At 43.6% G+C, this 24,458-nt stretch carries 18 protein-coding genes, 1 other RNA gene and 1 CRISPR repeat array; of the genes, 15 read left to right on the top strand and 4 right to left on the bottom strand.

Annotated elements, in window-relative coordinates; translation table 11 throughout:
• Nucleotides 1-22: 22 nt before the first annotated feature.
• Nucleotides 23-1,525 (bottom strand): ATP-binding protein, encoded by a 1,503-nt coding sequence (locus M0N77_RS06210; protein ID WP_353104378.1) that lies wholly within the window; start codon nucleotides 1,523-1,525, stop codon nucleotides 23-25.
• Nucleotides 1,526-1,583: 58 nt separating this feature from the next.
• Nucleotides 1,584-2,300 carry a response regulator transcription factor gene (locus M0N77_RS06205; RefSeq protein WP_353104377.1) on the bottom strand — a complete coding sequence of 239 codons (717 nt, stop codon included), beginning with the start codon at nucleotides 2,298-2,300 and terminating at the stop codon, nucleotides 1,584-1,586.
• A 182-nt stretch (nucleotides 2,301-2,482) separates the two neighbouring features.
• Between M0N77_RS06205 and M0N77_RS06200 the strand changes: the two genes are divergently transcribed.
• The 4 genes from M0N77_RS06200 (at nucleotide 2,483) to M0N77_RS06185 (ending at nucleotide 9,386) form a co-directional block, all read left to right on the top strand.
• Nucleotides 2,483-3,001 (top strand): hypothetical protein, encoded by a 519-nt coding sequence (locus M0N77_RS06200; protein WP_353104376.1) that lies wholly within the window; start codon nucleotides 2,483-2,485, stop codon nucleotides 2,999-3,001.
• Between the two features lie 337 nt (nucleotides 3,002-3,338).
• Nucleotides 3,339-5,586: direct repeats of the CRISPR family, unit length 28 nt; unit sequence TTTCTAAGTCACCTATGCGGTGATTAAG.
• Nucleotides 5,587-5,986: 400 nt separating this feature from the next.
• On the top strand, nucleotides 5,987-6,328 hold the full coding sequence (locus tag M0N77_RS06195; RefSeq protein ID WP_353104375.1) for a 4a-hydroxytetrahydrobiopterin dehydratase: 342 nt from the start codon (nucleotides 5,987-5,989) through the stop codon (nucleotides 6,326-6,328).
• A gap of 123 nt (nucleotides 6,329-6,451) precedes the next feature.
• Nucleotides 6,452-7,858 (top strand): Na+/H+ antiporter NhaC family protein, encoded by a 1,407-nt coding sequence (locus M0N77_RS06190; protein ID WP_353104374.1) that lies wholly within the window; start codon nucleotides 6,452-6,454, stop codon nucleotides 7,856-7,858.
• A gap of 151 nt (nucleotides 7,859-8,009) precedes the next feature.
• Entirely contained in the window at nucleotides 8,010-9,386 is a 1,377-nt protein-coding gene (locus tag M0N77_RS06185; RefSeq protein WP_353104373.1) for an MBL fold metallo-hydrolase, read from the top strand.
• An 81-nt stretch (nucleotides 9,387-9,467) separates the two neighbouring features.
• Here M0N77_RS06185 and M0N77_RS06180 read toward each other — a convergent pair whose 3' ends face one another.
• Nucleotides 9,468-10,181: an SIMPL domain-containing protein gene (locus tag M0N77_RS06180; RefSeq protein ID WP_353104372.1), complete on the bottom strand. Its 714-nt coding sequence runs from the start codon at nucleotides 10,179-10,181 to the stop codon at nucleotides 9,468-9,470.
• Nucleotides 10,182-10,401: 220 nt separating this feature from the next.
• On the opposite strand from M0N77_RS06180, the gene ffs reads away from it, so the two are divergent.
• The 10 genes from ffs to msrB all read left to right on the top strand — a co-directional run bounded on the left by ffs (nucleotide 10,402) and on the right by msrB (nucleotide 22,595).
• Nucleotides 10,402-10,498: signal recognition particle sRNA small type (gene ffs, locus M0N77_RS06175), an RNA gene on the top strand.
• Between the two features lie 150 nt (nucleotides 10,499-10,648).
• Nucleotides 10,649-11,467 carry a DNA polymerase III subunit psi gene (locus M0N77_RS06170; RefSeq protein ID WP_353104371.1) on the top strand — a complete coding sequence of 273 codons (819 nt, stop codon included), beginning with the start codon at nucleotides 10,649-10,651 and terminating at the stop codon, nucleotides 11,465-11,467.
• Nucleotides 11,468-11,611: 144 nt separating this feature from the next.
• Nucleotides 11,612-12,721 carry a 3-phosphoserine/phosphohydroxythreonine transaminase gene (gene serC / locus M0N77_RS06165; protein WP_371834221.1) on the top strand — a complete coding sequence of 370 codons (1,110 nt, stop codon included), beginning with the start codon at nucleotides 11,612-11,614 and terminating at the stop codon, nucleotides 12,719-12,721.
• Nucleotides 12,722-13,059: 338 nt separating this feature from the next.
• Nucleotides 13,060-14,904, top strand: a complete 1,845-nt coding sequence (locus tag M0N77_RS06160) for an extracellular solute-binding protein (RefSeq protein ID WP_353104369.1) — start codon at nucleotides 13,060-13,062, stop codon at nucleotides 14,902-14,904.
• 89 nt (nucleotides 14,905-14,993) lie between these two features.
• Nucleotides 14,994-15,773 (top strand): hydroxyacylglutathione hydrolase, encoded by a 780-nt coding sequence (gloB, locus tag M0N77_RS06155; RefSeq protein WP_353104368.1) that lies wholly within the window; start codon nucleotides 14,994-14,996, stop codon nucleotides 15,771-15,773.
• A gap of 59 nt (nucleotides 15,774-15,832) precedes the next feature.
• Entirely contained in the window at nucleotides 15,833-16,903 is a 1,071-nt protein-coding gene (locus M0N77_RS06150) for a microcin C ABC transporter permease YejB (protein WP_353104367.1), read from the top strand.
• Nucleotides 16,903-17,976, top strand: a complete 1,074-nt coding sequence (locus tag M0N77_RS06145) for an ABC transporter permease (RefSeq protein WP_353104366.1) — start codon at nucleotides 16,903-16,905, stop codon at nucleotides 17,974-17,976. Before M0N77_RS06150 ends, M0N77_RS06145 begins: the two co-directional genes overlap by 1 nt.
• 1 nt (nucleotide 17,977) lies before the next feature.
• The gene (locus M0N77_RS06140; RefSeq protein ID WP_353104365.1) at nucleotides 17,978-19,639 is read left to right on the top strand and encodes a dipeptide ABC transporter ATP-binding protein; all 1,662 of its coding nucleotides are present in this window, start codon (nucleotides 17,978-17,980) and stop codon (nucleotides 19,637-19,639) included.
• 122 nt (nucleotides 19,640-19,761) lie between these two features.
• A complete protein-coding gene (locus tag M0N77_RS06135; protein WP_353104364.1) occupies nucleotides 19,762-21,075 on the top strand; it encodes an iron-containing alcohol dehydrogenase in 1,314 nt (437 codons plus the stop codon).
• Between the two features lie 293 nt (nucleotides 21,076-21,368).
• Nucleotides 21,369-22,595: a peptide-methionine (R)-S-oxide reductase MsrB gene (gene msrB, locus M0N77_RS06130; RefSeq protein ID WP_353104363.1), complete on the top strand. Its 1,227-nt coding sequence runs from the start codon at nucleotides 21,369-21,371 to the stop codon at nucleotides 22,593-22,595.
• 130 nt (nucleotides 22,596-22,725) lie between these two features.
• On the opposite strand, the gene folE is transcribed toward msrB, so the two are convergent.
• Complete coding sequence (gene folE, locus M0N77_RS06125) at nucleotides 22,726-23,334, bottom strand: GTP cyclohydrolase I FolE (protein ID WP_353104362.1); 609 nt, start codon at nucleotides 23,332-23,334, stop codon at nucleotides 22,726-22,728.
• Between the two features lie 286 nt (nucleotides 23,335-23,620).
• Here folE and M0N77_RS06120 point away from each other — a divergent pair, with 286 nt between their 5' ends.
• Nucleotides 23,621-24,430 (top strand): enoyl-ACP reductase, encoded by an 810-nt coding sequence (locus M0N77_RS06120; RefSeq protein ID WP_353104361.1) that lies wholly within the window; start codon nucleotides 23,621-23,623, stop codon nucleotides 24,428-24,430.
• Nucleotides 24,431-24,458: the final 28 nt, after the last annotated feature.

The raw sequence follows: 24,458 nt of genomic DNA, 5'->3' as shown, positions 1-24,458 counted from the left end.
TTTAACTTCTATAACCCATTTGCTAATTCACCGTAGGTAACCTGATCTCTATTACTAGCCCACGATTGTTATCCTGACGATTATAAGCACGAATCTGACCACGGTGCGCCGTTATTACCGCATGAACAATCGCTAAACCTAAGCCATAGCCGCCCGTTTGCCGATCACGAGCCGAGTCAAGGCGAACAAAAGGCTGAAAGATACGCTTCAAATCTTGTTCAGCTACGCCGCCACCTTCATCGGTGATGCTGATTTGTATAGCACAGTCAGTGTTTAGAGCCGATTTTTTTACTGTAGAATAGCTCTTGTCATTTAGCCCAATCTTATCGACCTCGACGCTAACGTTACCCTGCACAGGCGTATGTATAAAGGCGTTACGAATCACATTTTCAAGCGCACTATACAGCTGCTCATAATCACCTAGTACGGTGGATCTTTCACTATCTTTAGCTGGCTGCCAGTACCAATGCAGCTGTTTATGCTGAAACTCAAAGCAGACATCTTCACCAATCTCACTAATAATATCGATAAGATTGACCGGCTGTTTTTCTGAGTCATCACTAGTGTATTGCTGCATTTGCAAGGACTGAATATGAATAATCTGTTCGATTAGCTCATTCATCCGCGCCGACTCTTTATCGATACGATTGAGATAACGCTCAGCACTTGGTGCAAAGTCGCGAGTCAGCTCGGTAGCTACTTCCAAGCGGGCAAGTGGTGAGCGTAGCTCATGCGAGATGTCACTGAGCATCTGTTTGCGTGCCAGCTCACTGTCCGCTAGACGAGTCGCTAATTGTGCGACATCTTTTGCTAATAGACCCAGCTCATCTGCGCCAAGCTTATAAATAGTAGGATCGATTTGATAATTACCCTCTATTAATTGGCGTACCGTATGCTGCAGCTGACGCATGCGACTCGTCATCGTCCGACTAAGCCAAAAACAAACTAACAGGCTAAATAAAATAATTAGTATCAAGCGCACCATAACATGGCCACGTTGTAGCTCAACTACTTCGCTAAAAGGCAAGTTGGGCCGTATCTGAATAATAACTAGTTGACCGTCTGGCAAAGTAACCGTGGTATTTGCTACTTCAAAACGCTCAGTATTTCCTAACACTGTTTGCTGCATGGTCTGCTTTGGGCGGCTCATAGTCATCGAAAAACCAAAAGTCAGCGAGGCGTTAGAGTGCGAGCGTCCTCTATGATGGGGCATACGATTATATCTAGGAAAAATAAGCGCTCCTTGTTCATCATAAAGGCTGATCTGATTCATAAAACGGCGGTCTTCTTGATACAGCTGCCTGACTCTAGCCATATCGCCCGCTTCTAGAGCGTTTATTATTAGCTCACGTTTGGCCAATATACGCTCAATTTGTACCTCCATACGCGCATTTAACGCGCGCTCAGTTAGCCAGCGCTCCACTAAAATAGAGCAGATGGCGGTAAATAAAATCGTCAGTAGCAAACTTAAAAATAAGCGCCAAAACAGTGTCAAACGATTTTCAAGTAGTGTTGTCTTTATCATGGATTTGTCAACAGTCAGGACATTATTGTTGATAGTAGCGTTATAAGATAGCGATTTATTAAAGCACTAGCTGATAACCTTTGCCACGAACAGCCTTGATGGGTTCATCGTGAAAGGGTTGTAGTTTTTTACGTAGGCGTGAGACATGCACATCCAAGCTTCGATCAAAAGGCTGTAGCTCACGCTGCAATACTTGCTCTGAAAGCCAGTCTTTACTGACCACTTCGCCTTTTTGTTTGATCAGTGCTAGTAACAAGTCAAACTCAGTGCCAGTGACCTGTATGGGGGTACCGTCTATAGTGCAAAGGCGTTGGCTTTGATCTAGCTGCAAGCGGCTCTCGGGCAGCGCCGCCAGCTCAGCTGCGGGAGTTGCTGTACTTTGAGTACGTTTGATCACTGCATTGATACGGGCGAGTAGCTCACGCGGATTACAGGGTTTGGTGATATAATCATCCGCGCCAAGCTCTAGACCGATGATACGATCGATCTCCTCTCCTTTTGCAGTCAGCATGATGACCGGTATGTTACTGATAGCAGGCAATTGACGCAGCACACTGAGACCGTCCATCTTTGGCATCATAATATCAAGAACTAACAAATCGTATTCAGCACTTTTTATAGTCTGATTAGCAAAACTCTTAGACATCTTTTGCAAGCGCTCGACAACCGCTTGTCCATCATGGACACAGTCGCAGTCAACACCGTGATTTTGCAGATATTCTTGTAAGAGCTGTGTCAGCTCTTCATCATCATCACCTAAAAGTATCTTTGCCATATCTGTTCTCTTTTATATTGTTTATTTTATTAGCATTTTTAATCTTTGTATTATCTAACAAAGACTCGCGGATAAAGCAAAAACGTTACCTTTCTTAATGTTTCATAAAGGTTTGTAACCTTGTACTGTCGTATGATGTGTCCTGTCAGTAAGCTTAAACAAAACCAAGTAAGGATATCACAATGAAAAAACTAGTAATGGCTTCAGTAGTAGCACTCTCCAGCGTATTTGCAGTAAGCGCCTGTACTAGCGTTGGCGCAAATACTAATACGCCAGCCTCAACCTCTATGCAAAAACATCACAAAGGCGGCATGAAACAGGGTCATATGAAAGGGTCTTTTTCACAGCTTAATCTTAGCGATACGCAAAAAGCGCAAATGCAAGCCATCAGACAAAATAGTCATAATACACATGTGCAAACTCGTGCCGCTATGGAGGCGGTGCTAACAGATGAGCAGCGTAAACAGCTAGCCGATATGAGAGCGCAGAGACAGGCTCATCATGGCATGCATAAAAGAGGGGGGCATAATATGGGCAAACAAGGATGGTCACAGCTCAATCTGACAGCCACTCAGCAAGCTCAAATCGAAGCAATTCATAACGATCCTAATAGCAATCGTTTGCAAAGACAGCAAGCGGTAATGGCAGTATTAACGGCTGAGCAACGTGCGCAGCTTGAAGCTTTAAAGTCACAAAGATAAACTAAGGGATATCATCGAGCTCAATAGTTATCGCTTATATCAAATAAAAGCTAGCGTAACTCAGCTAGACTATCAAAACAATAAAAAGCGTATCAGCCAGTCTGATGCGCTTTTTTTGTCTCTGCTTATATTTAGTTTTCGATGGCTCTCATAAGTCACCTATAGGCGTATGAGGCGAGGGTATTCTGAACATTTAGGAAATGTTCAGCTCGTCGCAAGGGGAAATCTATGATTTTCCTATTCAGTCTTTACTAGTAATTATGACTTCTGGTTTTGGAAACACTATCCAAAGCGTTTCCTTTGCAAGCCTAAAATTGGTATACAATTTTTTAACGGCTTTCTAAGTCACCTATGCGGTGATTAAGGGTCAGGAATGGGTCGTAAAGCCGTTTAAAGTTTTCTAAGTCACCTATGCGGTGATTAAGGCGGTGCAGCAGATCAAGCGGCTGATGATACTTTTCTAAGTCACCTATGCGGTGATTAAGCTGGGACGGGTTACTTAAACGCAGGTAAAACATTTCTAAGTCACCTATGCGGTGATTAAGCGGGTGTTGTCAATAACACGGTTAATATGAGTTTTCTAAGTCACCTATGCGGTGATTAAGCAGTGCTAGCATTGCCAGTAAAATCACCGTCATTTCTAAGTCACCTATGCGGTGATTAAGTGTTGGCGATTGATTTGCGGGAAGTTATGAGATTTCTAAGTCACCTATGCGGTGATTAAGCAACGCCGCTCAAAGATATATTAGGATATTACTTTCTAAGTCACCTATGCGGTGATTAAGCACAACGGCGTGAAGCGTGGTTATCCTGATTTTTTCTAAGTCACCTATGCGGTGATTAAGACAATGCCTGCTTGGGCAAGCCGCCTGTCTTTTTTCTAAGTCACCTATGCGGTGATTAAGCTTGTAACTTCGTTTTTGGTGTCGAAACAATATTTCTAAGTCACCTATGCGGTGATTAAGTTGTACTGCTAGATACGACTAACATTTTACTGTTTCTAAGTCACCTATGCGGTGATTAAGGCTCCGTATCAATCAAACTATTGCCAATCTAATTTCTAAGTCACCTATGCGGTGATTAAGAACAGCGTAGTTGAACCATCATAAAATCAGTTTTTCTAAGTCACCTATGCGGTGATTAAGTAACAGCCCCACCAAAGTAAATATTATTTAGATTTCTAAGTCACCTATGCGGTGATTAAGACGGTTCAGGTTCGGATTCAGGTGGTGGTTCATTTCTAAGTCACCTATGCGGTGATTAAGTATAGCTCGCCATGAGTGACAACCCTAGTAACTTTCTAAGTCACCTATGCGGTGATTAAGCAGACGGTAAAGACGGCGCAGATGGTGCGCGTTTTCTAAGTCACCTATGCGGTGATTAAGATCTGCACCATCTGCACCCCTTTCACCTTGTGTTTCTAAGTCACCTATGCGGTGATTAAGAGTCGCAGAACTCAGGAAGCTCGAACGGTTCATTTCTAAGTCACCTATGCGGTGATTAAGAGGCTAATTAAGATGTATGCTCCGTCCATAATTTTCTAAGTCACCTATGCGGTGATTAAGTTTGCCAAAAAATAGGCGGGTGTCATGCTTAATTTCTAAGTCACCTATGCGGTGATTAAGCAACAATAAAAAGTCTAGATGATATTCGCGATTTTCTAAGTCACCTATGCGGTGATTAAGCCCAAAAACATCAGAAAAACACTGGTTCAGGTTTTCTAAGTCACCTATGCGGTGATTAAGATCATAGAGGTTAGTACGCCAAACTCATAGAATTTCTAAGTCACCTATGCGGTGATTAAGCAAGAGTGGGATGCTCATCCAGCGTACACCAATTTCTAAGTCACCTATGCGGTGATTAAGACAGACGAGTGGTTTTGAATATGCACTCTGCGTTTCTAAGTCACCTATGCGGTGATTAAGTTAGCGGTATCCGCCAAGTTTGGTGTAGTCTGTTTCTAAGTCACCTATGCGGTGATTAAGACGGGTTACTCGCAAGGCGGTCATGTCGCTATTTTCTAAGTCACCTATGCGGTGATTAAGAAGTATATTTAGTCTTGCTGTAGTCGTACTTATTTCTAAGTCACCTATGCGGTGATTAAGAGATAGGCGTTCTGCCACCTCAAATCAATCAATTTCTAAGTCACCTATGCGGTGATTAAGCACCAGCTTCGCAACCTTGAGACTGACCGAAATTTCTAAGTCACCTATGCGGTGATTAAGGTCAAGATGATTATCAATATCTGGAAAAGGCTTTTCTAAGTCACCTATGCGGTGATTAAGAGTGGGCAACTAGAAACCCACGGTGTAATGCATTTCTAAGTCACCTATGCGGTGATTAAGAACTTAAAAGCCTTTCATCAAGCACGCTTATTTTTCTAAGTCACCTATGCGGTGATTAAGTTAGTGTTTTAGCAGAGCGCTGTAACGAATAATTTCTAAGTCACCTATGCGGTGATTAAGTTCTTTACGTTATCATATTTTACTTTCAGATCTTTCTAAGTCACCTATGCGGTGATTAAGTCACTATCTGCTTGTACGCCCTTGCTAAACTTTTTCTAAGTCACCTATGCGGTGATTAAGAAGAAGTATACCTTAAAAAAATGAGCTACAACAAGGCTTAGCGTGCGAAAGACCCTATTTTACCCTACCTTTTTGGCTTCATCATAACCTTTTGATTTTACTAATTTTATTTAATTGGCTTAAAAAAAGGGTTTTTTCTTTAACTTTTGAATTATTTAATATTAGCTCAAACCAAAACTATCGATTTTATATAAAATAGCCTTTTTATAATTCATTCGACAAGGTTTGATAGGGATAATATATATTATAGTGAGAGTATTTATAGAAGTGACGCGTATCACGATTGTCAAACCAGTACTTAAATGAGCGGATCGATATTGAGTTGCACAAAAACGAAAAGTTAAGCGTAGCTCTGAGAACTCATAGCTCTAAAACACTAATAAACGCAGAAGGAAAGGTCATGTCAACTTTAGCAAAGGCTAACTGTCAGGCTTGCCGTGCTGGTGCACTTAGCGCGTGTACTAGCGAGGTAGAAGAGTGGTTACTGCAAATTCCTAAATGGTCATTGATAAAAGTGGATGGCATCGAGCAATTACAGCGGCAGTTTAAATTTAACAATTTTGTCGCGGCTATGAGCTTTGCTAATGAGCTTACTGAGATTGCTGAGCAACAGGATCATCATCCTGCGATTTTGGTCGAGTGGGGCAAAGCTACTGTCACTTGGTGGACACATAGCATTGCAGGTTTGCATCGCAATGACTTTATTATGGCGGCAAAAACAGATCAGCTACTAGCTAAATAATTCAACAGACCCTAGCCTCTTAGATAATGAGGGTGGCAAAAATAGCCGTAACTCAGTAAACTTGTCCACCTAAAACCCAATTCAATAAACACTATTTAGCCAATTATCGTTGGCTAGCTAACGATGTGTGATGGCACCAAACCTCTAACCCAGATATCAGCGCAACTGGCTTTTATGATCTCCGCCATCGTTATCGCTGTCATGGGTGTAACTATGATAGGGTTTGGCTGGGTGCCGCATTTATCTTTGCTACTTGCTATTTGTGTGCTACTCGCCATTGGCTTGTTTAAGGGCCTAAGCTTTGATGATATGCAAGCGCAGATGGCATCAGGGGTTATGAGTGGTATCGGCGCGATTTATCTATTTTTCTTTATTGGTTTGATGGTCGCGACCTTGATGATGTCAGGGGCTATACCGACTTTGATGTATTATGGTTTTGAGCTGATATCGCCGGAGTTTTATTACATATCCGCTTTTGTTTTGACCTCAATTATTGGTATTGCTTTAGGCAGTAGCTTGACCACAGCGGCCACTTTGGGCGTAGCGTTCATCGGAATGAGCCATGCTTTTGATGCCAATGTAGCTATTGCCGCAGGAGCGGTAGTATCAGGCGCGTTTTTTGGCGATAAAATGTCGCCCTTATCAGATACTTGTACGATTGCCTCCTCAGTGGTGGGTATCGATCTGTTTGCACACATTCGCAATATGATGTATACCACTGTCCCAGCGTGGCTATTGACAGTGGTACTATTTTGGTTCTTATCTGGTAGCACCACTGGCTCAGATCTTAACCAAGTGACTTTGCTTCAAGGTCAGCTGATTGATAGTGGTCTCATCCACAACTATGCCGTATTACCCTTTATTGTGTTGATCGGGCTCGCGCTTTTACGTGTCAACGCTATCTATACTATTATTTGTACCATCATCGCAGCCTTAATTATCACTTATATACATAGCTCACCAAGCCTTGGTGCCTTGGGTAGTTATCTGTTTGGCGGTTATGCTCCTGCTGAGTCGTTAGAGCTAGGGGAGGTGGGCGGTATGCTATCGCGCGGCGGCGTACAAAGCATGTTTTTTACTCAAATGATCGTGATATTAGCGCTGAGCCTTGGCGGCTTATTGACAGCACTGGGTATTTTGCCTGCGCTATTGTTAGGCATAAAATCCTCTTTGACTTCCTCCGGACGAGCGATATTTGCCGCTGCTATGTCAGCACTTAGTATCAATGTGCTTATCGGCGAGCAGTACTTAAGCATTCTCATTTCAGGGACTACTTTTCGCTCAACGTTTGAGCGCTTGAATTTGCATCCCAAAAACCTGTCTCGCACCATCGAAGATGCGGGCACGGTGATCAATCCGCTAGTGCCTTGGAGTGTCTGCGGTGTCTTTATTAGTCAAGCATTAGGCGTACCTGTGCTTGATTATTTGCCTTATGCTTTTTTCTGTTATCTATCGTTACTATTGACCTTACTGTTTGGTTTTACTGGTATTACTATTAGTTCTGCTAACGCTGCAATAGTTAAGGATTAACGCCTCTAGTGACTCTTAGCTTATCGCTTATAAGCCTAAAAATAGCTTGTTAATATATGTTATCGTATATTGATGCCAATCCTTTATCTGTGCTAGGTTAAAAGCAATTCATAGTAATAACTCTAGCTTAATACGATAATAGGAGACAGCTATGCTGTTTGAGACGATAAAAACCTCAGGACTCTCGCACCTCTCATATTTACTTGGCTCTGATGGTCAAGCAGCAGTGATTGATCCGCGCCGCGACTGTGATATTTATGTCGAAAAAGCGCGAGCAGCAGGGCTGAGGATTACTCATATATTCGAGACCCATCGTAATGAAGATCTGGTGTCTGGTGCACCAATGCTAGCAGCACTGACGGGCGCTAGCGTCTATCATGGGCCCAATCCAGAGCAGCCTGTTGTCTATGCACAAACGGCGCGTGAAGCAGATAGTTTCGCTATCGGTCAGCTTGAGATAAAGGTATTAGAGACGCCCGGTCATACTTTTGATCATCTGGCTTATGCCATATATGATAGCGCTTATCCTGAGCGCGCCGTTGGGGTGTTTACTGGGGACGCGCTATTTGTCGGTGATGTGGGGCGTACTGATTTTTATCCGGATCAGCGAGAAAAAGTCGCCGGATTACTCTATGACTCTCTACAAAAAATCCTAGCTTTGGGCGATCAGGCGATAATTTATCCGGCTCATGGTGCCGGTTCGGTTTGTGGTTCGGGTATGGCAGATCGTGAGTTCTCAAGCGTCGGTCATGAAAGGCTCAATAATCCAAGATTACAAATCCAGAGCCGAGAGCAGTTCATCGAAGACAAGATTAGCGAAAATCATTATCAACCGCCATATTTTAGACTAATGGAGCGCCTAAATATGCAAGGCGGCGAGCCTGCGCCTATTATTATGCGGCCGCCCAATCTAACGCTTGAGCAACTGCATAACTGCGACGTCGATCACTTAATAGATATTCGGGAGCCATTATCTTATGCTTCAGCGCATCTGCCGGGGTCGATGAGTTTACCTGTCGGTATGATTCCCTCCTTTGCTGGCTGGTTCATCAGTGAAGGCGAGCGCGTAGCACTAGTAGCCGAAGATGAGCAGCAACTAGCGACAGCGATGGAGCATTTAGTGCGAATAGCGCTAGATAATATCGTAGGAGGCTATGTCGGCGTAGTATCCGCTGCCAAGCAAGGCGAGAGTGTAGAGCAGATAGCGATGGTAACGACGGATGTCGTCAAATATCGCCTCCAAAGACATAAGGATAATGTAGATAGCGGCGATGATACGTGGACATTACTCGATGTCCGCGATGCTGATGAACGTGCTGAGGCGGCTATAGAAGGCTCTGAGCATATTTATGTCGGTCAGCTCAATGAGCGCTGGCGTGAGCTGGACAAAAACCGCCATTACACTTTGATGTGCGCTAGTGGCGAGCGTGCAACGATAGCAGCAGGGTGGCTGGCCAGCCAAGGCTTTGAGCACCTTGATATTTATCTTGGCGGCATGAGCGCGTGGCAAGCACAAGCAAAAAAATAGCCATAAAAAGTAGTAGCTATAGTCAATTAAAAGGTCAACTGACTATAGCTAATATCAATGGTACTACGACTACAAAGTTATTTATTTAGACAGCTCAATAGTGCCATTGGCAGTAACAGAGACGGTACTATTACCAGACTCAAAGTTTTGGCTTGGGACAGAAGCGTCGGCACTAGTGGTGCGCATGCTGCTGTACATAGGACGTGGGTAGTTGTCATTGCCAGTGTTGAGATTGACGTTTATGACCCGATAGCCGCGAGCGTCCCAAGCGCGAGTTAAGTTTCTGGCTTGCTGCTGAAAAGCGCGTGAAGCCTCAGTCATAAGCTTTCTCTCAAGCGCGTCTTTTTTGAGCTCTGAGACGCCAAAGGTTAGATTATTCATCACTAAAGTTTTTTGTAAATCAGCAATAAGCTGGCTAGTGGCAGTAAAATCAGTACTCTTGATATCAATGTTTGCCTGACCTGTCCAACCGATAATTTTATCGTTTTTATCATAACGCGGATAAGTGCTTTGCTGACCGGTACTAACAGTAACGGTGGGATAGCGCTTGGCAATTGCCAGCGCTCTATTAATAGAAGTATTTAGCGTAGTCGCTAGAGATTTGGCATCGCCCGCTTGCGCTTTTTTATATAGGCTCGCTCGTACCTCATCATTGGCAATCTCTTCTTTGACTTCGGTCTGAAAAGTAATCTGATCATAACCTGTTGGCTCAGCATGAGCGGGGCTAATAAGAGCGCTGAGCAAAAGCGCGCTACCAGAAACCAAAGCTAAGTTGCTCGATAAGTTGTTTTTCATAATAAATCCTTTAAATAAGTCAGCGGTAAAATTAAACAAGTTAATAGTATTTTTAGACAAGATTAACATAGCAAATTTTATAATAAATAATATTAGCATTTTGTCACTAAGTTACTGATTTCTTCTTTAATCAAAGCTAAGAGTAGTGCTTGCGGTAAAGATAACAGCGATAGGGGTTGTAAAATAAGAAAAAGTAAGTATAATTTGCAACTGGTGGCTCCATTGGTAGCCTCGCAACATTGTTCTATGAACCCCGCCAGGACCGGAAGGTAGCAACGGTATTAGTTTCAATGTGTGCCGAGGATGTGCTGATGGAGTCGCTTTTTTTTGTCTTAAAAATAGTTATACCCCCCATTTAGCCCTTATTAGTCAAGGGTTTTTTTTGGTCAAAATTTTGTGCTAGCCTTGCATACGGCGGGCTTAAACGCTACGATATTGAGTCTAAATGAGTAGGATAATTCGCCCAAATGAGTGATAGCCAAACGCCTTTATTATCTACTGAGCAGTGCTTAGAGCTTTTGGCCTATCAGCGGCAAGCTCAGCAGCGACAAATTTTGGCGATGATGGGTATTGGGCAATGGGTAAGGCCGGACACGCCAACGCTAAAGATTAGCGATATCGGCGATAGCGAAACACCGCAGCTAGTGTCAACATTCGACACACTTAGCGAGCAGCAGCCAGCATTTGCTCAGCCTACTCAGCAGCAAGATAGTTTGAAAAGTAGCCAAGCAGAAGACGCCTTTACTAGTGCGCCAGTCGTTGAAAATAATACTGATAACAACATAGCTAGTGCAGAGACTGCAAATAAGTCTTATAACTTTAATGATTTAAATAGTTTCGTTGAATCAGAGCGAGTTGAAGAAGCGGTTAATACTAGCGACGCTACTAGTTTAGAATCGAGCCATTTAGACCCTATTAACTTTGAAAAAGTAGCGCCTTTTGATTTGCAAGGGGGACGTTATGGCGATTGGGTGTTAATCGTTGATATTCAAGCGCTCAATAATGATACGCAAAAGTTGTGGCAAAATATCACTCAAGCGCTATCATTACAGTGTGAGACTAGCTCCTTTCCTATTTGTGAAGGTATGGATACCGCAGAGCTTGCTAATGCTAGCCTGGCCGGTTATATCTTTAGAATTGCGCAAAGTGAGGATATAAAAATAGCAGTATTGACGTCCTTGCCTGAGGGTTTAATGCATCCCAATTTCGTTGAATCTCCAAGCTTAGAAGCAATGCTTACTGATAGTGCCCTCAAGCGTCAGCTCTGGCAGCAACTCTCTAGCTAATGGTTCTTTAGCTAATAGTTCTTTAGCTAATGTTTCTTTAGCTAATGATTACGTTATAAAATATCCCTACAAATCAACTTTATTAGATAACTCAACCCTTTTTTATCTCATTGCTTATTATTTAGGACTGCTAATATGTCAGACATGTCAGGTAATACCACCCCCTACCGTGTGCCAAACTTTTCTGCGGGTCCGGCGACCATTCCTACCGAAGTTTTGCAGCGCGCGCAAAGCGAGATGCTCAATTGGCAAAATCGCGGCGTATCAGTGATGGAGGTGAGTCATCGTAGTAAAGAGTATATCGCTATTACCGAAAAAGCGGAGGCCAAACTACGCTCCTTAATGGCTATTCCTGATAATTATAAAGTGCTGTTTTTGCAAGGCGGCGCAAGTTTACAGTTCTCTGCTATTCCGCTGAATCTATTGAACAACGGCCGCGCTGATTATTTATCTACGGGTACTTGGTCAGATAAAGCTATCAAAGAAGCTAAGCGCTATGCCAAGCTAGGTTTGGGTGAGATTAATGTGGTAGCTAGTGGCAAAGATAGTAATTTTACTGACGTTCCAGCGCCGAGCGAATGGAATATCAGCGCGGACGCTAAGTATTTTCATTACTGCGCTAACGAGACTATCCATGGTCTACAAATCTTTGAGCCACCCAAAGTTGATGTACCGCTCATTGTCGATATGTCCTCATGCATCTTATCGCAGCCTATTGACGTCTCTCAATACGGTATGATTTATGCTGGCGCACAAAAAAACATCGGTCCTGCAGGATTAGTTATTGTCATTATCCGCGAAGACTTGTTAGATCAAGCTAGCGATTGGTGCCCCTTGCTGATGAACTATACCCATCAAGCCGAAAAAGAGTCGATGTCTAATACGCCAGCCACTTATTCATGGTATTTAGCAGGACTGGTGTTTGAGTGGTTAGAAGAGCAGGGCGGTGTTGAAGCTATCGGTAAGATTAATCAGCAAAAAGCTGATTTATTGTATAAGACTATCGATGATAGCGCCTTTTATAATAATCCTGTCGCCAAAGACTATCGCTCTATTATGAACGTGCCTTTTACTCTAGCGGATAGCAATTTAGATAAAGTGTTTTTAGAAGAGTCAGAAAAAGCGGGCTTGCTGCATCTAAAAGGTCATCGCGATGTTGGCGGTATGCGCGCTAGTATCTATAACGCAGTGCCACTTGCGTGGGTACAAAAGCTTGTTGACTTTATGCAGGACTTTGAAAAAAAACACGCTTAATTGGCCAAACAATTAAGATGGCTCGTTCATTTTAAAGGACGTCACTTTATTAGCGGCGTCTTTTTTTATGCAGTCGCTAAATAATATTAAGCAGCATTAAGCAGAATTAATTAGTATAAAAAACGAGCTTACTAAAAATAAGATCGTCAAATATGACAAAATCCATTTGTGCAATTGATTAGGTTAAAAAAGCGAAGTTTGGTATGATAAATTTAGCATTACTCATTTATCAATGATAAGTATCTGTATTATTTATTTAGCCCAAGCGTTTCATTGATGAAAACCTGCCTTCAACGTTACCTGCATTCAATATTAATAGTTACTGCGACCGATAAGTTATGATGAAATCAGCGTTACTAAAAGCTATCTGGTTAAACGCTACCTCTTTGAGCGTAGCAATAAGCTTAGCTTCTATCAGTCACGCTGAGATTATCTCAACCAAAGCCCTTGATCATAACAGCACCGCTGAATATATCGATGCGCCCTTCATGCCTTATGCCAATCCTGAGGCGCCAAGTGGTGGTACTTTGTCACTTGATGCGCGCGGCACTTTTAATGCCGCTAATAAGTGGATGACCACCGGTGTGGCGATGGTTGGCACCGATTATATGTACGATACGCTAATGACGGGCTCATTGAATGAGGCCTTTACCATGTATCCGCAGCTAGCGACAGGCGTGACTTACGATACTGAGGATGCCAGCTGGATTATTTATCATCTCAATCCCAAAGCGAAGTTTTGGGATGGTACGCCGGTGACCAGTACGGACGTCAAAGCCACTTATGAGGCGATATTAAGCAAAGGGCCGATGTATATTCGCAGCTATTTGAGTGATATAAAAGAAGTGCAAATTATCGATGAGCAGCAAGTAAAATTTATATTTAAATCCGGCGATAACAAAGAGATCTTATTGACGGTAGGACAGTTTCCTATCTTTGCCAAATCCTCGGTTGATGCCGATTTTGAAAAAATAACTTTGACGCCATTGATGGGCAGTGGCCCTTATAAGCTAGGCCGTGTCGATGCTGGGCGTTCAGTCAGCTACGTGCGTGACCCCAATTATTGGGGGCGTAATCTAGCGGTCAATCGCGGTCGCTATAACTTTGATATAATCAAGTTTGTCTATTATCAAAGCGATGAGATTGCCTTTGAAGGCTTTAAGTCGGGACAATATCGCTTCCGGCCTGAAAATAAAGCCTCTAACTGGGCAACGGGCTATAATTTTCCGGCGATCAAAGCGGGCATGATAGTAAAAGAATCGATAAGCAGTCAAAATCCTGTACCGATGCAGGGATTGATTATGAATCTGCGCAAGCCTTTGTTTCAAGATATTCGGGTGCGTCAAGCGCTTAGCTTAGCGTATGATTTTGAATGGATGAATAAGACCTTATTTCATGGTCAGTATGAGCGCTTGCAGAGTTTTTTTCATGGATCGGAGTTGGCCGCTAACGGCACGCCTTCAACTTTGGAGATGCAAGTATTGACGCCGTTACTCAAGGAGCTTGAGCCTAGGCAGCGTCAAGGCGTATTGAGCGAATGGCAATTACCCAAAAGCGATGGCAGCGGTTTTAATCGTGATAGTTTACTCAAAGCTCGTCAGCTGTTACTGGATGCTGGGTTTTATTATCAGGATATGAAGCTTTATCAGCCGAATGGTCAGCTTGCCCAAATTGAGATTTTGATGACCGGTGATAGCTTGAGCCGAGTGCTATTGCCTTATATTCGTAATATAGAGCGCTTAGGATTTACCGCCAATCTACGGCAAGTGGACGGCCCGCAATATTATGAGCGTACCCGTAGTTATGACTATGATATGACCACTGATGTGTTTGCACAAAGTCTATCACCTGGTGCTGAGCAAGCGGCGTTTTGGGGTAGTACGGCGGCAGATGAGCCAGGTAATCACAACACTATCGGCATAAAAAATCCTGCTATCGATAAAGTAGTAGAAGCGCTTGGCGACGCTGAGAGCCGGGAGGAGATTATCCTTTATACTAAGGTGCTCGATCGTTTGCTGCGAGCCGGACATTATTTAGTACCTTTATATGGTAAATCGGGCACTAATGTCGCTTATTGGAACCAATATCGTCACGCAACTTTGCCGACCAATGCTGTAGGGATAGATTACTGGTGGGTGGATAAAGAAGCTGAGGCCAAGGTAGATAGCTATTTACGGCGTTAAGATGTTAGATAAAATTAATCTCTTCATAAATCATAAATCAAAATTATTTCTATTAAAATTAAGTAGACAGTTAATAATAAGGGTTCAATATGACTATTCAAATCCATCCTATCAAAGCTTTTAATGATAATTATATTTGGACACTTATCAATAAGAATAATAAACAGGCGATTGTCATCGACCCCGGTCAAGCCAAACCAGTAGCCGATTATATGGAGGAGCATGGCTTAGAGCTGACCTCCATTTGGACTACTCATCATCATTTTGATCATATTGGCGGGGTGATGGAGCTACAAGAGTATTTTCCTATGACTCACATTGTGGCTCATAGCGAGCACGGCGTTGAGCAGGATCAAACCATCAAAGATGGTAGCAGCGTTAGTGCTTGGGGCTGTTCGGCACAAGTTTGGGATATTCCAGGTCACACTGCAAGTCACATGGCTTATGTCCTCGATATCGAGGGACAAAAACACTGTTTTTGCGGCGATACCTTATTTAGTGCCGGTTGTGGGCGTGTGTTTACCGGCACTATCGAGCAGCTTTATCAAAGCTTTAGACGTTTGAACGGTCTGCCAGACGAGACATTGCTCTATCCTGCTCATGAATATACTGCCAATAACTTACGCTTTGGCTTAGCTATTGAGCCGGGCAATGTGGCAATGCAACAAGCATTGGCGCAAGCAGAAGAGCAAACGGCAGCAGGGGCGTGTACTTTGCCGGTGACTCTAGCTCATGAGCGCGAGGTTAATGTGTTTTTGCGAGTGGATGAGCCTAGTGTCATCGCTGGCGTAAAAACCAAAATGGATATCGAAGACGAAGAGCGTTTAACGATATTTGCAGCCCTCAGAGCGCTTAAAAACGACTTTTAGGCTCTTTATTTAATCTTTACTTTATCCACTTAATATTGCTCTTTTAGGAAGTCATCAATATGGGTCGTTATATCTTAAAAAGATTACTGCTGATATTACCGACGCTATTTCTAATACTGTTAGCCAATTTTGTGATTGTACAAGCCGCTCCAGGTGGCCCAGTAGAGCAGCAACTAGCCTTAATTGAGCAAGGCGCGAAAGATAATGCGCTCAATAGTAGTGTAGGCGCCGGTAGCGCTAGCGGCAATACCAGTACTTATCAAGGTACGCGTGGTCTGTCTGAGGAGATGGTAGCGGCGATTAATGCGCAGTATGGCTTTGATAAATCCGCTCCTGAACGCTTTTGGATTATGCTAAAGAGTTATGCGCAGTTGGACTTTGGCCAGTCTTTCTTTAAAGGGCAGACGGTCACGGATCTAATCGTTGAGAAGCTACCGGTGTCTATCTCCTTAGGGCTTTGGAGCACTTTGCTGATATATATGATTGCCATACCACTTGGCATTTATAAAGCCATGCATCATGGCTCAGCCGTTGACAAAGCTACCGCTATGCTATTAGCCGTCGGTCATGCGATACCGGTGTTTGTCTTTGCGGTGATATTATTGGTATTTTTCGCAGGTGGCAGTTACTTTAATATTTTTCCACTGCAAGGTCTGATCTCAGAGAACTTCGATCAATTAACGACGCTCGGTAAAATAAAAGATTACTTTTGGCATTTAGCGCTACCTTTATTAGCAAGCACGGTAGGCGGTTTTGCAGGTTTGACTTATTTGACTAAGTTTAGCTTTTTAGAGGAGCTTGGCAAGCAGTATGTACTGACTGCGCGTGCCAAAGGTTTAGGCGAGCGCCAAGTATTATATGGTCATGTGTTTCGTAATGCCATGCTAATCGTTATTGCTGGGATTCCAGCCGCTATCGTTGGTATTTTCTTTGCCGGCAATTTTTTGATTGAGATTATCTTTAAGCTTGACGGATTAGGCCTGCTTGGTTTTGAAGCCATTCAGCAGCGCGATTATCCGGTCATATTTGGCACATTATTTATCTTTACTTTACTTGGCTTACTACTGCAATTAATCAGTGATCTTAGCTATCATCTGATTGATCCTCGCATTGATTTTGAGGGTCGCTAATGGCTAATTATTCTACTTCTGCCGCGCCGCCTGCTATAAATCAATCAAAAGCGAAACGGCTAAATCCAATATGGCAGGCACGGCTCGATCGTTTTCGTCGTAATCGCTTGGGGGTAATCTCCTTAGTTATCTTTACTATCGTTTTTGTGCTTTGTATGGCAGTCAATGTCATTGCTAACGACAAGCCGCTGCTAGTAAGCTATGACGGTAGTTACTATGTGCCCGTGCTCAAAGCTTATCCTGAGACTACTTTTGGCGGTATTTTTGAGACCGAGGCTAATTATAAAGATCCAGCGGTACAACAGCTAATTGAGGCAAAAGGCTTTTATGTAATGCCGCTGATACCCTTTGCCGATCAAACGCCAAACGTTGAGTTGGGTTTACCTTATCCGGCAGCGCCCAATGCTCAGAACTGGCTAGGCACTGATGATCAGGGCCGTGATGTGCTAGCGCGTATTCTCTATGGTATGCGGGTATCTCTACTATTTGGTTTAGCCTTGACTTTAGCTGGCGCGCTGATAGGAATAATCGTTGGCGCTATTCAAGGCTATTATGGCGGCTGGGTTGATCTAGCAGGGCAGCGCTTCATGGAGGTTTGGGGCGGTTTGCCGCAGCTATTTATGATTATTATATTGGTCAGCCTATTTAGCCCTAGTATTTATGTCCTGTTTGCCTTGATGCTGTTATTTGGTTGGATGGGTTTAGTGGGTTTAGTGCGAGCTGAGTTTTTGCGCGCGCGAAATTTTGATTATGTACGAGCGGCGCGTAACTTAGGGGTCTCTGATAGTCAAATTATGCGCAAACATATCTTACCTAACGCTTTAGCTTCAAGCTTATCGCAGCTGCCTTTTATCTTAACTGCTAATATTATTGTGCTAACAGCGCTTGATTTCTTGGGTTATGGTCTGCCGCCTGGTTCACCATCGTTAGGCGAGCTGATGGTACAAGGCAAGAATAACTTGGATGCGCCGTGGTTGGCGTTATCAGGTTTTTTTAGTTTGACCTTTATTCTATCGTTGCTCATCTTTATTGGTGAAGCGTTACGTGATGCTTTTGATCCGAGGCGTAGCTAATATGACTAGGCACAATACAGCGCAAAACACTGAGCAAAACGCGCCTATCTTAAGCGTTACTGACTTGAGCATTGTGGCTGATAGCGGTGCAATATTGGTCGATAGGTTATCTTATCAGCTTAGCCAAGGACAGACGCTAGCTATCGTTGGCGAATCGGGATCAGGAAAATCCATCGCTAGTCTGGCGTTATTGGGCTTATTACCAAATAGCCTAAGCATAAGCGGCAAAGCTAGCATTGCTGGTATTGGTGAGCTTGCCATTGCCAGTAGCCAATATAGCCGTGCTAATGCGAAAGCTCGTAATAGGGCGCTCAAGTCCATTCGCGGTCAGCGTATCGGTATGATATTTCAAGAGCCGATGACCGCGCTCAATCCGCTGCATACCGTCGCCAAACAAATCGCCGAATCACTGCGTCTAAGCGGCATCCCTAAGCAGCAATGGCGCAAGCAAACCCTCGCGTTATTAAATGATGTCAATATTACCGATGCTGAGGACAAACTAAAGCGCTATCCGCATGAGCTCTCAGGTGGCCAACGTCAGCGGGTGATGATAGCGATGGCCTTAGCGCAAAAGCCTGATATCTTAATCGCTGATGAGCCGACCACCGCGCTTGATGTGACCCTGCAACATGAGATACTCTCGCTACTAAATGCGCTAAAAGCTGAGCATAATATGGCGATGGTTTTGATCAGTCATGACCTCAATCTGGTCAAACGCTATAGCGATGAGATTATCGTTATGCGTCAAGGTCAAACTATTGAGCAAGGCAAAACCGCAGCTATTTTCGATCAGCCAAAAGCGGACTATACGCGTACGCTAATGCAGCAAGACTTTGGTCAAGCGTTAAAGTTTGCTGATGATACAGCGATTAACGATAATCCTGTATTACAGGTTAATAATCTACAGGTTGACTTTCCGATAGAAAAAAACTTATTTGGCGGCACTAAACGCTGGTTTGAGGCGTTAAAAGATATCGCTATCACTCTACCCGCTGGGCAAGCTTTAGGCATCGTCGGTGAGTCCGGCTCTGGTAAGACCACCATTGCCCTTGCCTTAAGCAAGCTGCTTAGCAATCAGGCAAAAGTTAGGGGGCAAGTACTAGTCAATGGACAAGCGCTATTTACCTTATCTAATAACGAATTACGTCAATTTCGCGCGCAGATTCAGATGGTGTTTCAAGACCCCTTTGCCAGTATTAATCCGCGCATGACAGTGATGCAAATTATCGAAGAAGGGCTACTGGTACAAGGCGTTAGTAAGGATGCTCGTCAACAAGCGGTTATAGAGAGTCTACAGACGGTACACCTGCCAGAGGACTTTATCCATCGTTATCCGCATGAGCTCTCCGGCGGTCAACGTCAGCGAGTCGCTCTAGCTAGAGCGTTGGTAATGCAGCCAAAGCTACTGATACTCGATGAGCCGACCTCAGCGCTTGATAGCACTACCCAAGTCACCGTGGTTAATCTACTACGAGAAATCCAAGCCAAACTCAATATTAGCTACGTTTTTATCAGTCATGACTTAAAGGTAGTACGGGCTTTGTGCCAACACATTATAGTGCTAAAGCAGGGCGAGTGCGTAGAGTCAGGAGCAACAGAGAGGTTATTCAAGCATCCGCAGCATCCTTATTCTCAGCGCTTATTGCAGGCAAGCACTGTCTAACAGTGAGAACATATGAGTTCATAATAATAGTGATATATAAAAAATGACAGTGGTACAATTCATTTAAACACTAGTTTGCTTTTTGGCTAAACTATTCATGCACTATTGAAAAGGATACTTCTATGACTAGCAAAAACTCCACTCTTACAAAATTAATGAATAACGATACGCTCCAACACGCTGGCTACTTAGCCGTAGCAAAAACACGCGCTAAAGTGCTAAAAGTGTTCTCGCACCTTATTCCACTACCCAGACCACTACTATTCGTTGGTGAAGACTCCTGTACTGAGCTGTGCGATATGATTATCAATGAGGGCGCTACTAACGTCTTTATCGTTACGGATGAGGTGCTAAATAAGCTTGGTATCCCCAAAAAAGTGACCGATTATCTAGATAAAAATAACATTCGCTATCAGCTCTATGATGGGATTACCCCAGATCCTACTTTTGCAGTAGTGGAAGAGGGGTTAAGCCAAACGGTTCATGCAAAATGCGATGCGATAATTGCTATTGGTGGCGGTTCGGTGATTGATGCGGCAAAAATGATCGCGATGTCGCAAGGCAATAACTGTAAGCCGCAAAAGCTTATCGGTATTCTCAAAGCTAGAAAGCCAGGAGTGCCGCTGTATTGTATTCCTACTACCGCGGGTACCGGTTCAGAGGCGACCCTTGGCGCGGTAGTATCAGACAACGACACTCATCAAAAAGCGCTGTCTATTGATCCGCGCATGATTCCGCTCGCGGCAGCCATTGATCCGGTGATTATGAAAGGCATGCCGCCTCATATCACTGCTGATACCGGTATTGATGTCTTGACTCACGCTTTAGAGGCGTGGATGAGTGCCAACGCTAGCGTCGAGACCGATTATTACGCGGCTTCTGCGACCAAAGCGGTGATGCATTATTTGCCTATCGCTTACAAGAACGGTGATGATTTAAAAGCTCGTGAACAGATGGGTATTGCTGCCCATTATGGTGGTATTGCTTTTAATAAAGCTGGTCTTGGTTATGTGCATGCTATTGCTCATCAGTTGGGTGCTCATTACAGTATTGCTCATGGCCGTGCCAATGCTATCGTGCTGCCTTATGTGCTTGATGTAAACCGCAAAGGTAGCGAGAAAAGACTAGCCAAATTAGCCAAAAAGATCGGCATTGTTGAGCATGGCCAAACGTCTCAAACCGATAAAGAGTTAGCCAGTTATTTTATTGAGCAAGTACGCAAGCTTATCGAAACCGTGGGTATTGATCCAACGGTCAAAGGTATGAGCGAGAGCGATTTTGATGATATCGCCAAGGCCGCTGCCAAAGAGGTCAGTGACACTTATGCGGTGCCCACTTATATGCCGCCAGCAGGTATCAAAAAGATATTGCAGCAGATTAAAACCACTAGCGAAGAGCGCATCAATACAAAGGCTAAAGAGGATAAAGTCGCTTAAGTCATTTGTCGCTTAGATTAGGGTATGATTGATATCTTTTAATTCCATAAATTGAAATTATAATTAGAGTCTACTACCTTAAAGGTAGTAGACTCTTTTTTTGCCCGAAGCTTTAATAAATGTTAATCAGCGGCTAGGACTTTTTAGAAACTATAAATAATACATATCTTACAGTATTGGAATATTTTTGTAATGCTTAAGCCTTACTATAGTTCAATAGGGCGTAGTGACACAGAATAAAATGGTGACCACAGCATATGATATATACTAAAAACAACCGCTAGGAGTGCTTTATGAATTTTAGAAAACCGGCCAAAATCATTAGTATGGCTATCTTGACTAGTAGTGCCTTTTTGCTAGGCTGTAGCTCTACAGACAACACTCCTACAGTAAAAAATCCTACTGCCGATAACCCTTATGCTCCGACCGACCCTAATCTTGCGGTGGCGACTGTTGCTGGTGGCTGTTTTTGGTGCGTAGAGGCGGGCTATGAGAAGATACCTGGGGTGGTAGAGGTCGTATCAGGCTATAGCGGTGGCGACACAGATAATCCTACTTATAATACCGTATCAGCGGGCGGCACCGGCCATACTGAGGCCGCTCAAATTTATTATGATCCTACTAAAATTACTTATAATGGCATTGTGCAAGCGTTATGGCGGATAGCTGATCCGACCGATGATAAGGGACAGTTTGTCGATCGCGGCACTCAGTATCGTCCGGCTATTTTTTATCACAATGAGCAAGAGAAGCAAATAGCAGAAAAAGCTAAGCAAGATCTACAAGCCTCTGGCGTCTATGAAAAACCAGTAGTTATTGAAATTGTCCCTGCTAGCACCTTTTATCCGGCTGAAGAGTATCATCAAGATTATTACAAAAAAAACCCACTGCGCTATAAGGCTTATACCTTCAATTCTGGTCGTTATCAGTTTATCGAAAGCGTCTATGGTAAAGACTATGAGCTAGACTTTTCGCAGTTTAAGCCCAGCGCCAATGACACTGTAGCACAAACCGCACAAACAAACTCGAGTACAACCGCTAGTAATACGACAACTAAAGGCTTTGATCCTAAGAGTTTTGTTAAACCCTCACAGGAAGAGCTAAAAAAATCACTTAGCAGTATTCAATATAAAGTAACGCAAAAAGAAGGCACAGAGCGTGCTTTTGATAATGAATATTGGGATAATAAAGAACCGGGACTCTATGTTGATGTGGTATCAGGTGAGCCTTTGTACTCTTCACGCGATCAGTATAAATCAGGAACTGGTTGGCCAAGCTTTACCCGCCCCTTAAACCCTGAAATGGTGGTAGAAAAAGCAGATTTCGGAATCTTTGGTAATCGTACTGAGATTCGTAGCCGTTATGCCGACTCACATGTTGGTCATGTGTTCGATGATGGCCCAGCACCTACGGGTAAGCGCTATTGCATGAATTCAGCCGCAATGCGTTTTATTCCACTCGATCAGATGGAAGCAGAAGGTTATGGCGCATGGATTGATGATGTAAAAACTAACGGTTAATTAGAGGGGAAGTTTCATTGATAGTAGCTAATCGGTGATGTAGAAAAGGACACTTATAAGTGTCCTTTTTATTGTCTAATAGTTATAAATTATAACCGCATTTAACTTAAGAAAGCATTTAAAAACGGCTCTAAAACGCCGCTCTACGAGTTGGCAAAGCATTCAAAAACTCATTACGCGCTTGATTGTCATGGACATATTCGCCCAGCATAGCGGTGCTACGGGTGGTTGAATGCTGCTTACCCACGCCGCGCATCATCATACACATGTGTGAGGCATCCATTACTACTGCCACGCCGCGACAGCCTGTGACATCCATTATAGCTTGTGCCACTTGCTCGCTAAGATTTTCTTGAATTTGTAAGCGCCGCGCAAACATATCGACGATACGAGCGAATTTTGATAGTCCTAGTACGTGACCGTTAGGCAGGTAACCAATATGGGCGATACCATGAAAAGGAAGCATGTGGTGCTCGCATAAAGAATAAAACTCTATATTTTGTACTAGTACCAGCTCACGATTGGTTGAGGGAAATACCGCCTCATTAACGACTTCCGCTAAGTTTTGATGGTAGCCTTCGGTCAAGTGCGCAAAAGCTTTTGCAGCGCGCATAGGCGTATCTTGCAGGCCAGGACGCTCTAAATCCTCACCCGTTGAGCCTATCAGTTGACGATAAGACTCGATGCTCTCTTGATAATTTGATGCTAGGTTTGATACTAAGGTTGAGTCATTACTCATAAGTTTGGCAGCCATCCAAAATGTGGGTATCGCTTAACGCTAAATCCTGTGGTATCGAAGACAGCTTGTCTTTGATTGCTATAAAGATTTATAAAATTGTGCAAGCTTGGAAGGGCTGTGATTATACTAGAAATCTGCGTAACTTCATACCGCTGTAAATCATGGTAAAAGGATTTTAGTTTACGACTGTTTACTTAAATCGATTCGTGTATAATAATAAGCCGTTCATTTAAATTATATTTAATCATCATATTCGATAGTTATAATCGCCAAAAAAGGACATCTTATGCTACTGCAAGGCCAACGTTTTGTCGTTACCGGTATCGCCAGCAAACTCTCGATCGCTTGGGCTATCGCTGAGGCACTACACCGCGAAGGCGCCTCTTTGATTTTGACTTATCCTAACGATAAGATAAAAAAGCGGGTTGATATGGCGGCTGAACATTTTGAGGCCGATTTGGTGCTTGAGTGCGATGTTGCCTCTGATGAGTCTATTGCTGCCTGCTTTGAGCAAGTCGCTGCGCATTGGGGCGATGGTATTGATGGAGTGGTACACGCTATTGGTTTTGCGCCAATGGATCAGCTCGATGGCGATTTTGTTAGCGCTACCACTCGCGAGGGTAGCCATATTGCTCATGATATCTCAAGCTATAGCTTTGTCGCTCTTGCCAAAGCGGCGCGTGAGCTGCTAGCTATGCGTCATGGCTCTATGCTGACTTTGACTTATGAAGGTAGTATTTCAGTACTACCAAACTATAATGTCATGGGTATGGCAAAAGCCAGCTTAGAGGCGAGCGTGCGCTATTTGGCGACATCTATGGGCAGCGAGGGTATTCGCGTTAATGCTATCTCCGCTGGTCCTATTCGTACATTAGCGGCTAGTGGCATCAAGTCTTTTCGTAAAATGCTTGATATCAGCGAAAAGATAGCGCCACTACAGCGTAATGTCAGCCAAATGGAAGTGGGAAATGCGGCGCTATTCTTATTATCACCATGGGCCTCGGGTATCACCGGCGAGATTATGTTCGTTGATGCTGGCTTCAATACTGTCGCCATCAGTGAGCAACTAATGATGCTTGATGAGACTGATAAGTAGTAGGATCTATCGTCAAAAAAGACAGCCT

This window comes from Psychrobacter sp. AH5 (assembly GCF_040371085.1).
Lineage (GTDB): Bacteria > Pseudomonadota > Gammaproteobacteria > Pseudomonadales > Moraxellaceae > Psychrobacter.
Note: the sequence above shows the minus strand (reverse complement) of the source record. Positions and strands in the feature narration are given on the sequence as shown.

What these genes read in the sequence shown, in the direction of transcription:
- M0N77_RS06160 (WP_353104369.1), top strand. Translation starts at nt 13,060, where the DNA reads ATGATGAAATCAGCGTTACTAAAAGCTATCTGGTTAAACGCTACCTCT.
- folE (WP_353104362.1), bottom strand. Translation starts at nt 23,334, where the DNA reads ATGAGTAATGACTCAACCTTAGTATCAAACCTAGCATCAAATTATCAA.
- M0N77_RS06170 (WP_353104371.1), top strand. Translation starts at nt 10,649, where the DNA reads ATGAGTGATAGCCAAACGCCTTTATTATCTACTGAGCAGTGCTTAGAG.
- M0N77_RS06195 (WP_353104375.1), top strand. Translation starts at nt 5,987, where the DNA reads ATGTCAACTTTAGCAAAGGCTAACTGTCAGGCTTGCCGTGCTGGTGCA.
- M0N77_RS06140 (WP_353104365.1), top strand. Translation starts at nt 17,978, where the DNA reads ATGACTAGGCACAATACAGCGCAAAACACTGAGCAAAACGCGCCTATC.
- M0N77_RS06200 (WP_353104376.1), top strand. Translation starts at nt 2,483, where the DNA reads ATGAAAAAACTAGTAATGGCTTCAGTAGTAGCACTCTCCAGCGTATTT.
- M0N77_RS06145 (WP_353104366.1), top strand. Translation starts at nt 16,903, where the DNA reads ATGGCTAATTATTCTACTTCTGCCGCGCCGCCTGCTATAAATCAATCA.
- M0N77_RS06150 (WP_353104367.1), top strand. Translation starts at nt 15,833, where the DNA reads ATGGGTCGTTATATCTTAAAAAGATTACTGCTGATATTACCGACGCTA.
- M0N77_RS06120 (WP_353104361.1), top strand. Translation starts at nt 23,621, where the DNA reads ATGCTACTGCAAGGCCAACGTTTTGTCGTTACCGGTATCGCCAGCAAA.
- M0N77_RS06210 (WP_353104378.1), bottom strand. Translation starts at nt 1,525, where the DNA reads ATGATAAAGACAACACTACTTGAAAATCGTTTGACACTGTTTTGGCGC.
- M0N77_RS06190 (WP_353104374.1), top strand. Translation starts at nt 6,452, where the DNA reads ATGTGTGATGGCACCAAACCTCTAACCCAGATATCAGCGCAACTGGCT.
- gloB (WP_353104368.1), top strand. Translation starts at nt 14,994, where the DNA reads ATGACTATTCAAATCCATCCTATCAAAGCTTTTAATGATAATTATATT.
- M0N77_RS06135 (WP_353104364.1), top strand. Translation starts at nt 19,762, where the DNA reads ATGACTAGCAAAAACTCCACTCTTACAAAATTAATGAATAACGATACG.
- M0N77_RS06180 (WP_353104372.1), bottom strand. Translation starts at nt 10,181, where the DNA reads ATGAAAAACAACTTATCGAGCAACTTAGCTTTGGTTTCTGGTAGCGCG.
- msrB (WP_353104363.1), top strand. Translation starts at nt 21,369, where the DNA reads ATGAATTTTAGAAAACCGGCCAAAATCATTAGTATGGCTATCTTGACT.
- M0N77_RS06205 (WP_353104377.1), bottom strand. Translation starts at nt 2,300, where the DNA reads ATGGCAAAGATACTTTTAGGTGATGATGATGAAGAGCTGACACAGCTC.
- serC (WP_371834221.1), top strand. Translation starts at nt 11,612, where the DNA reads ATGTCAGGTAATACCACCCCCTACCGTGTGCCAAACTTTTCTGCGGGT.
- M0N77_RS06185 (WP_353104373.1), top strand. Translation starts at nt 8,010, where the DNA reads ATGCTGTTTGAGACGATAAAAACCTCAGGACTCTCGCACCTCTCATAT.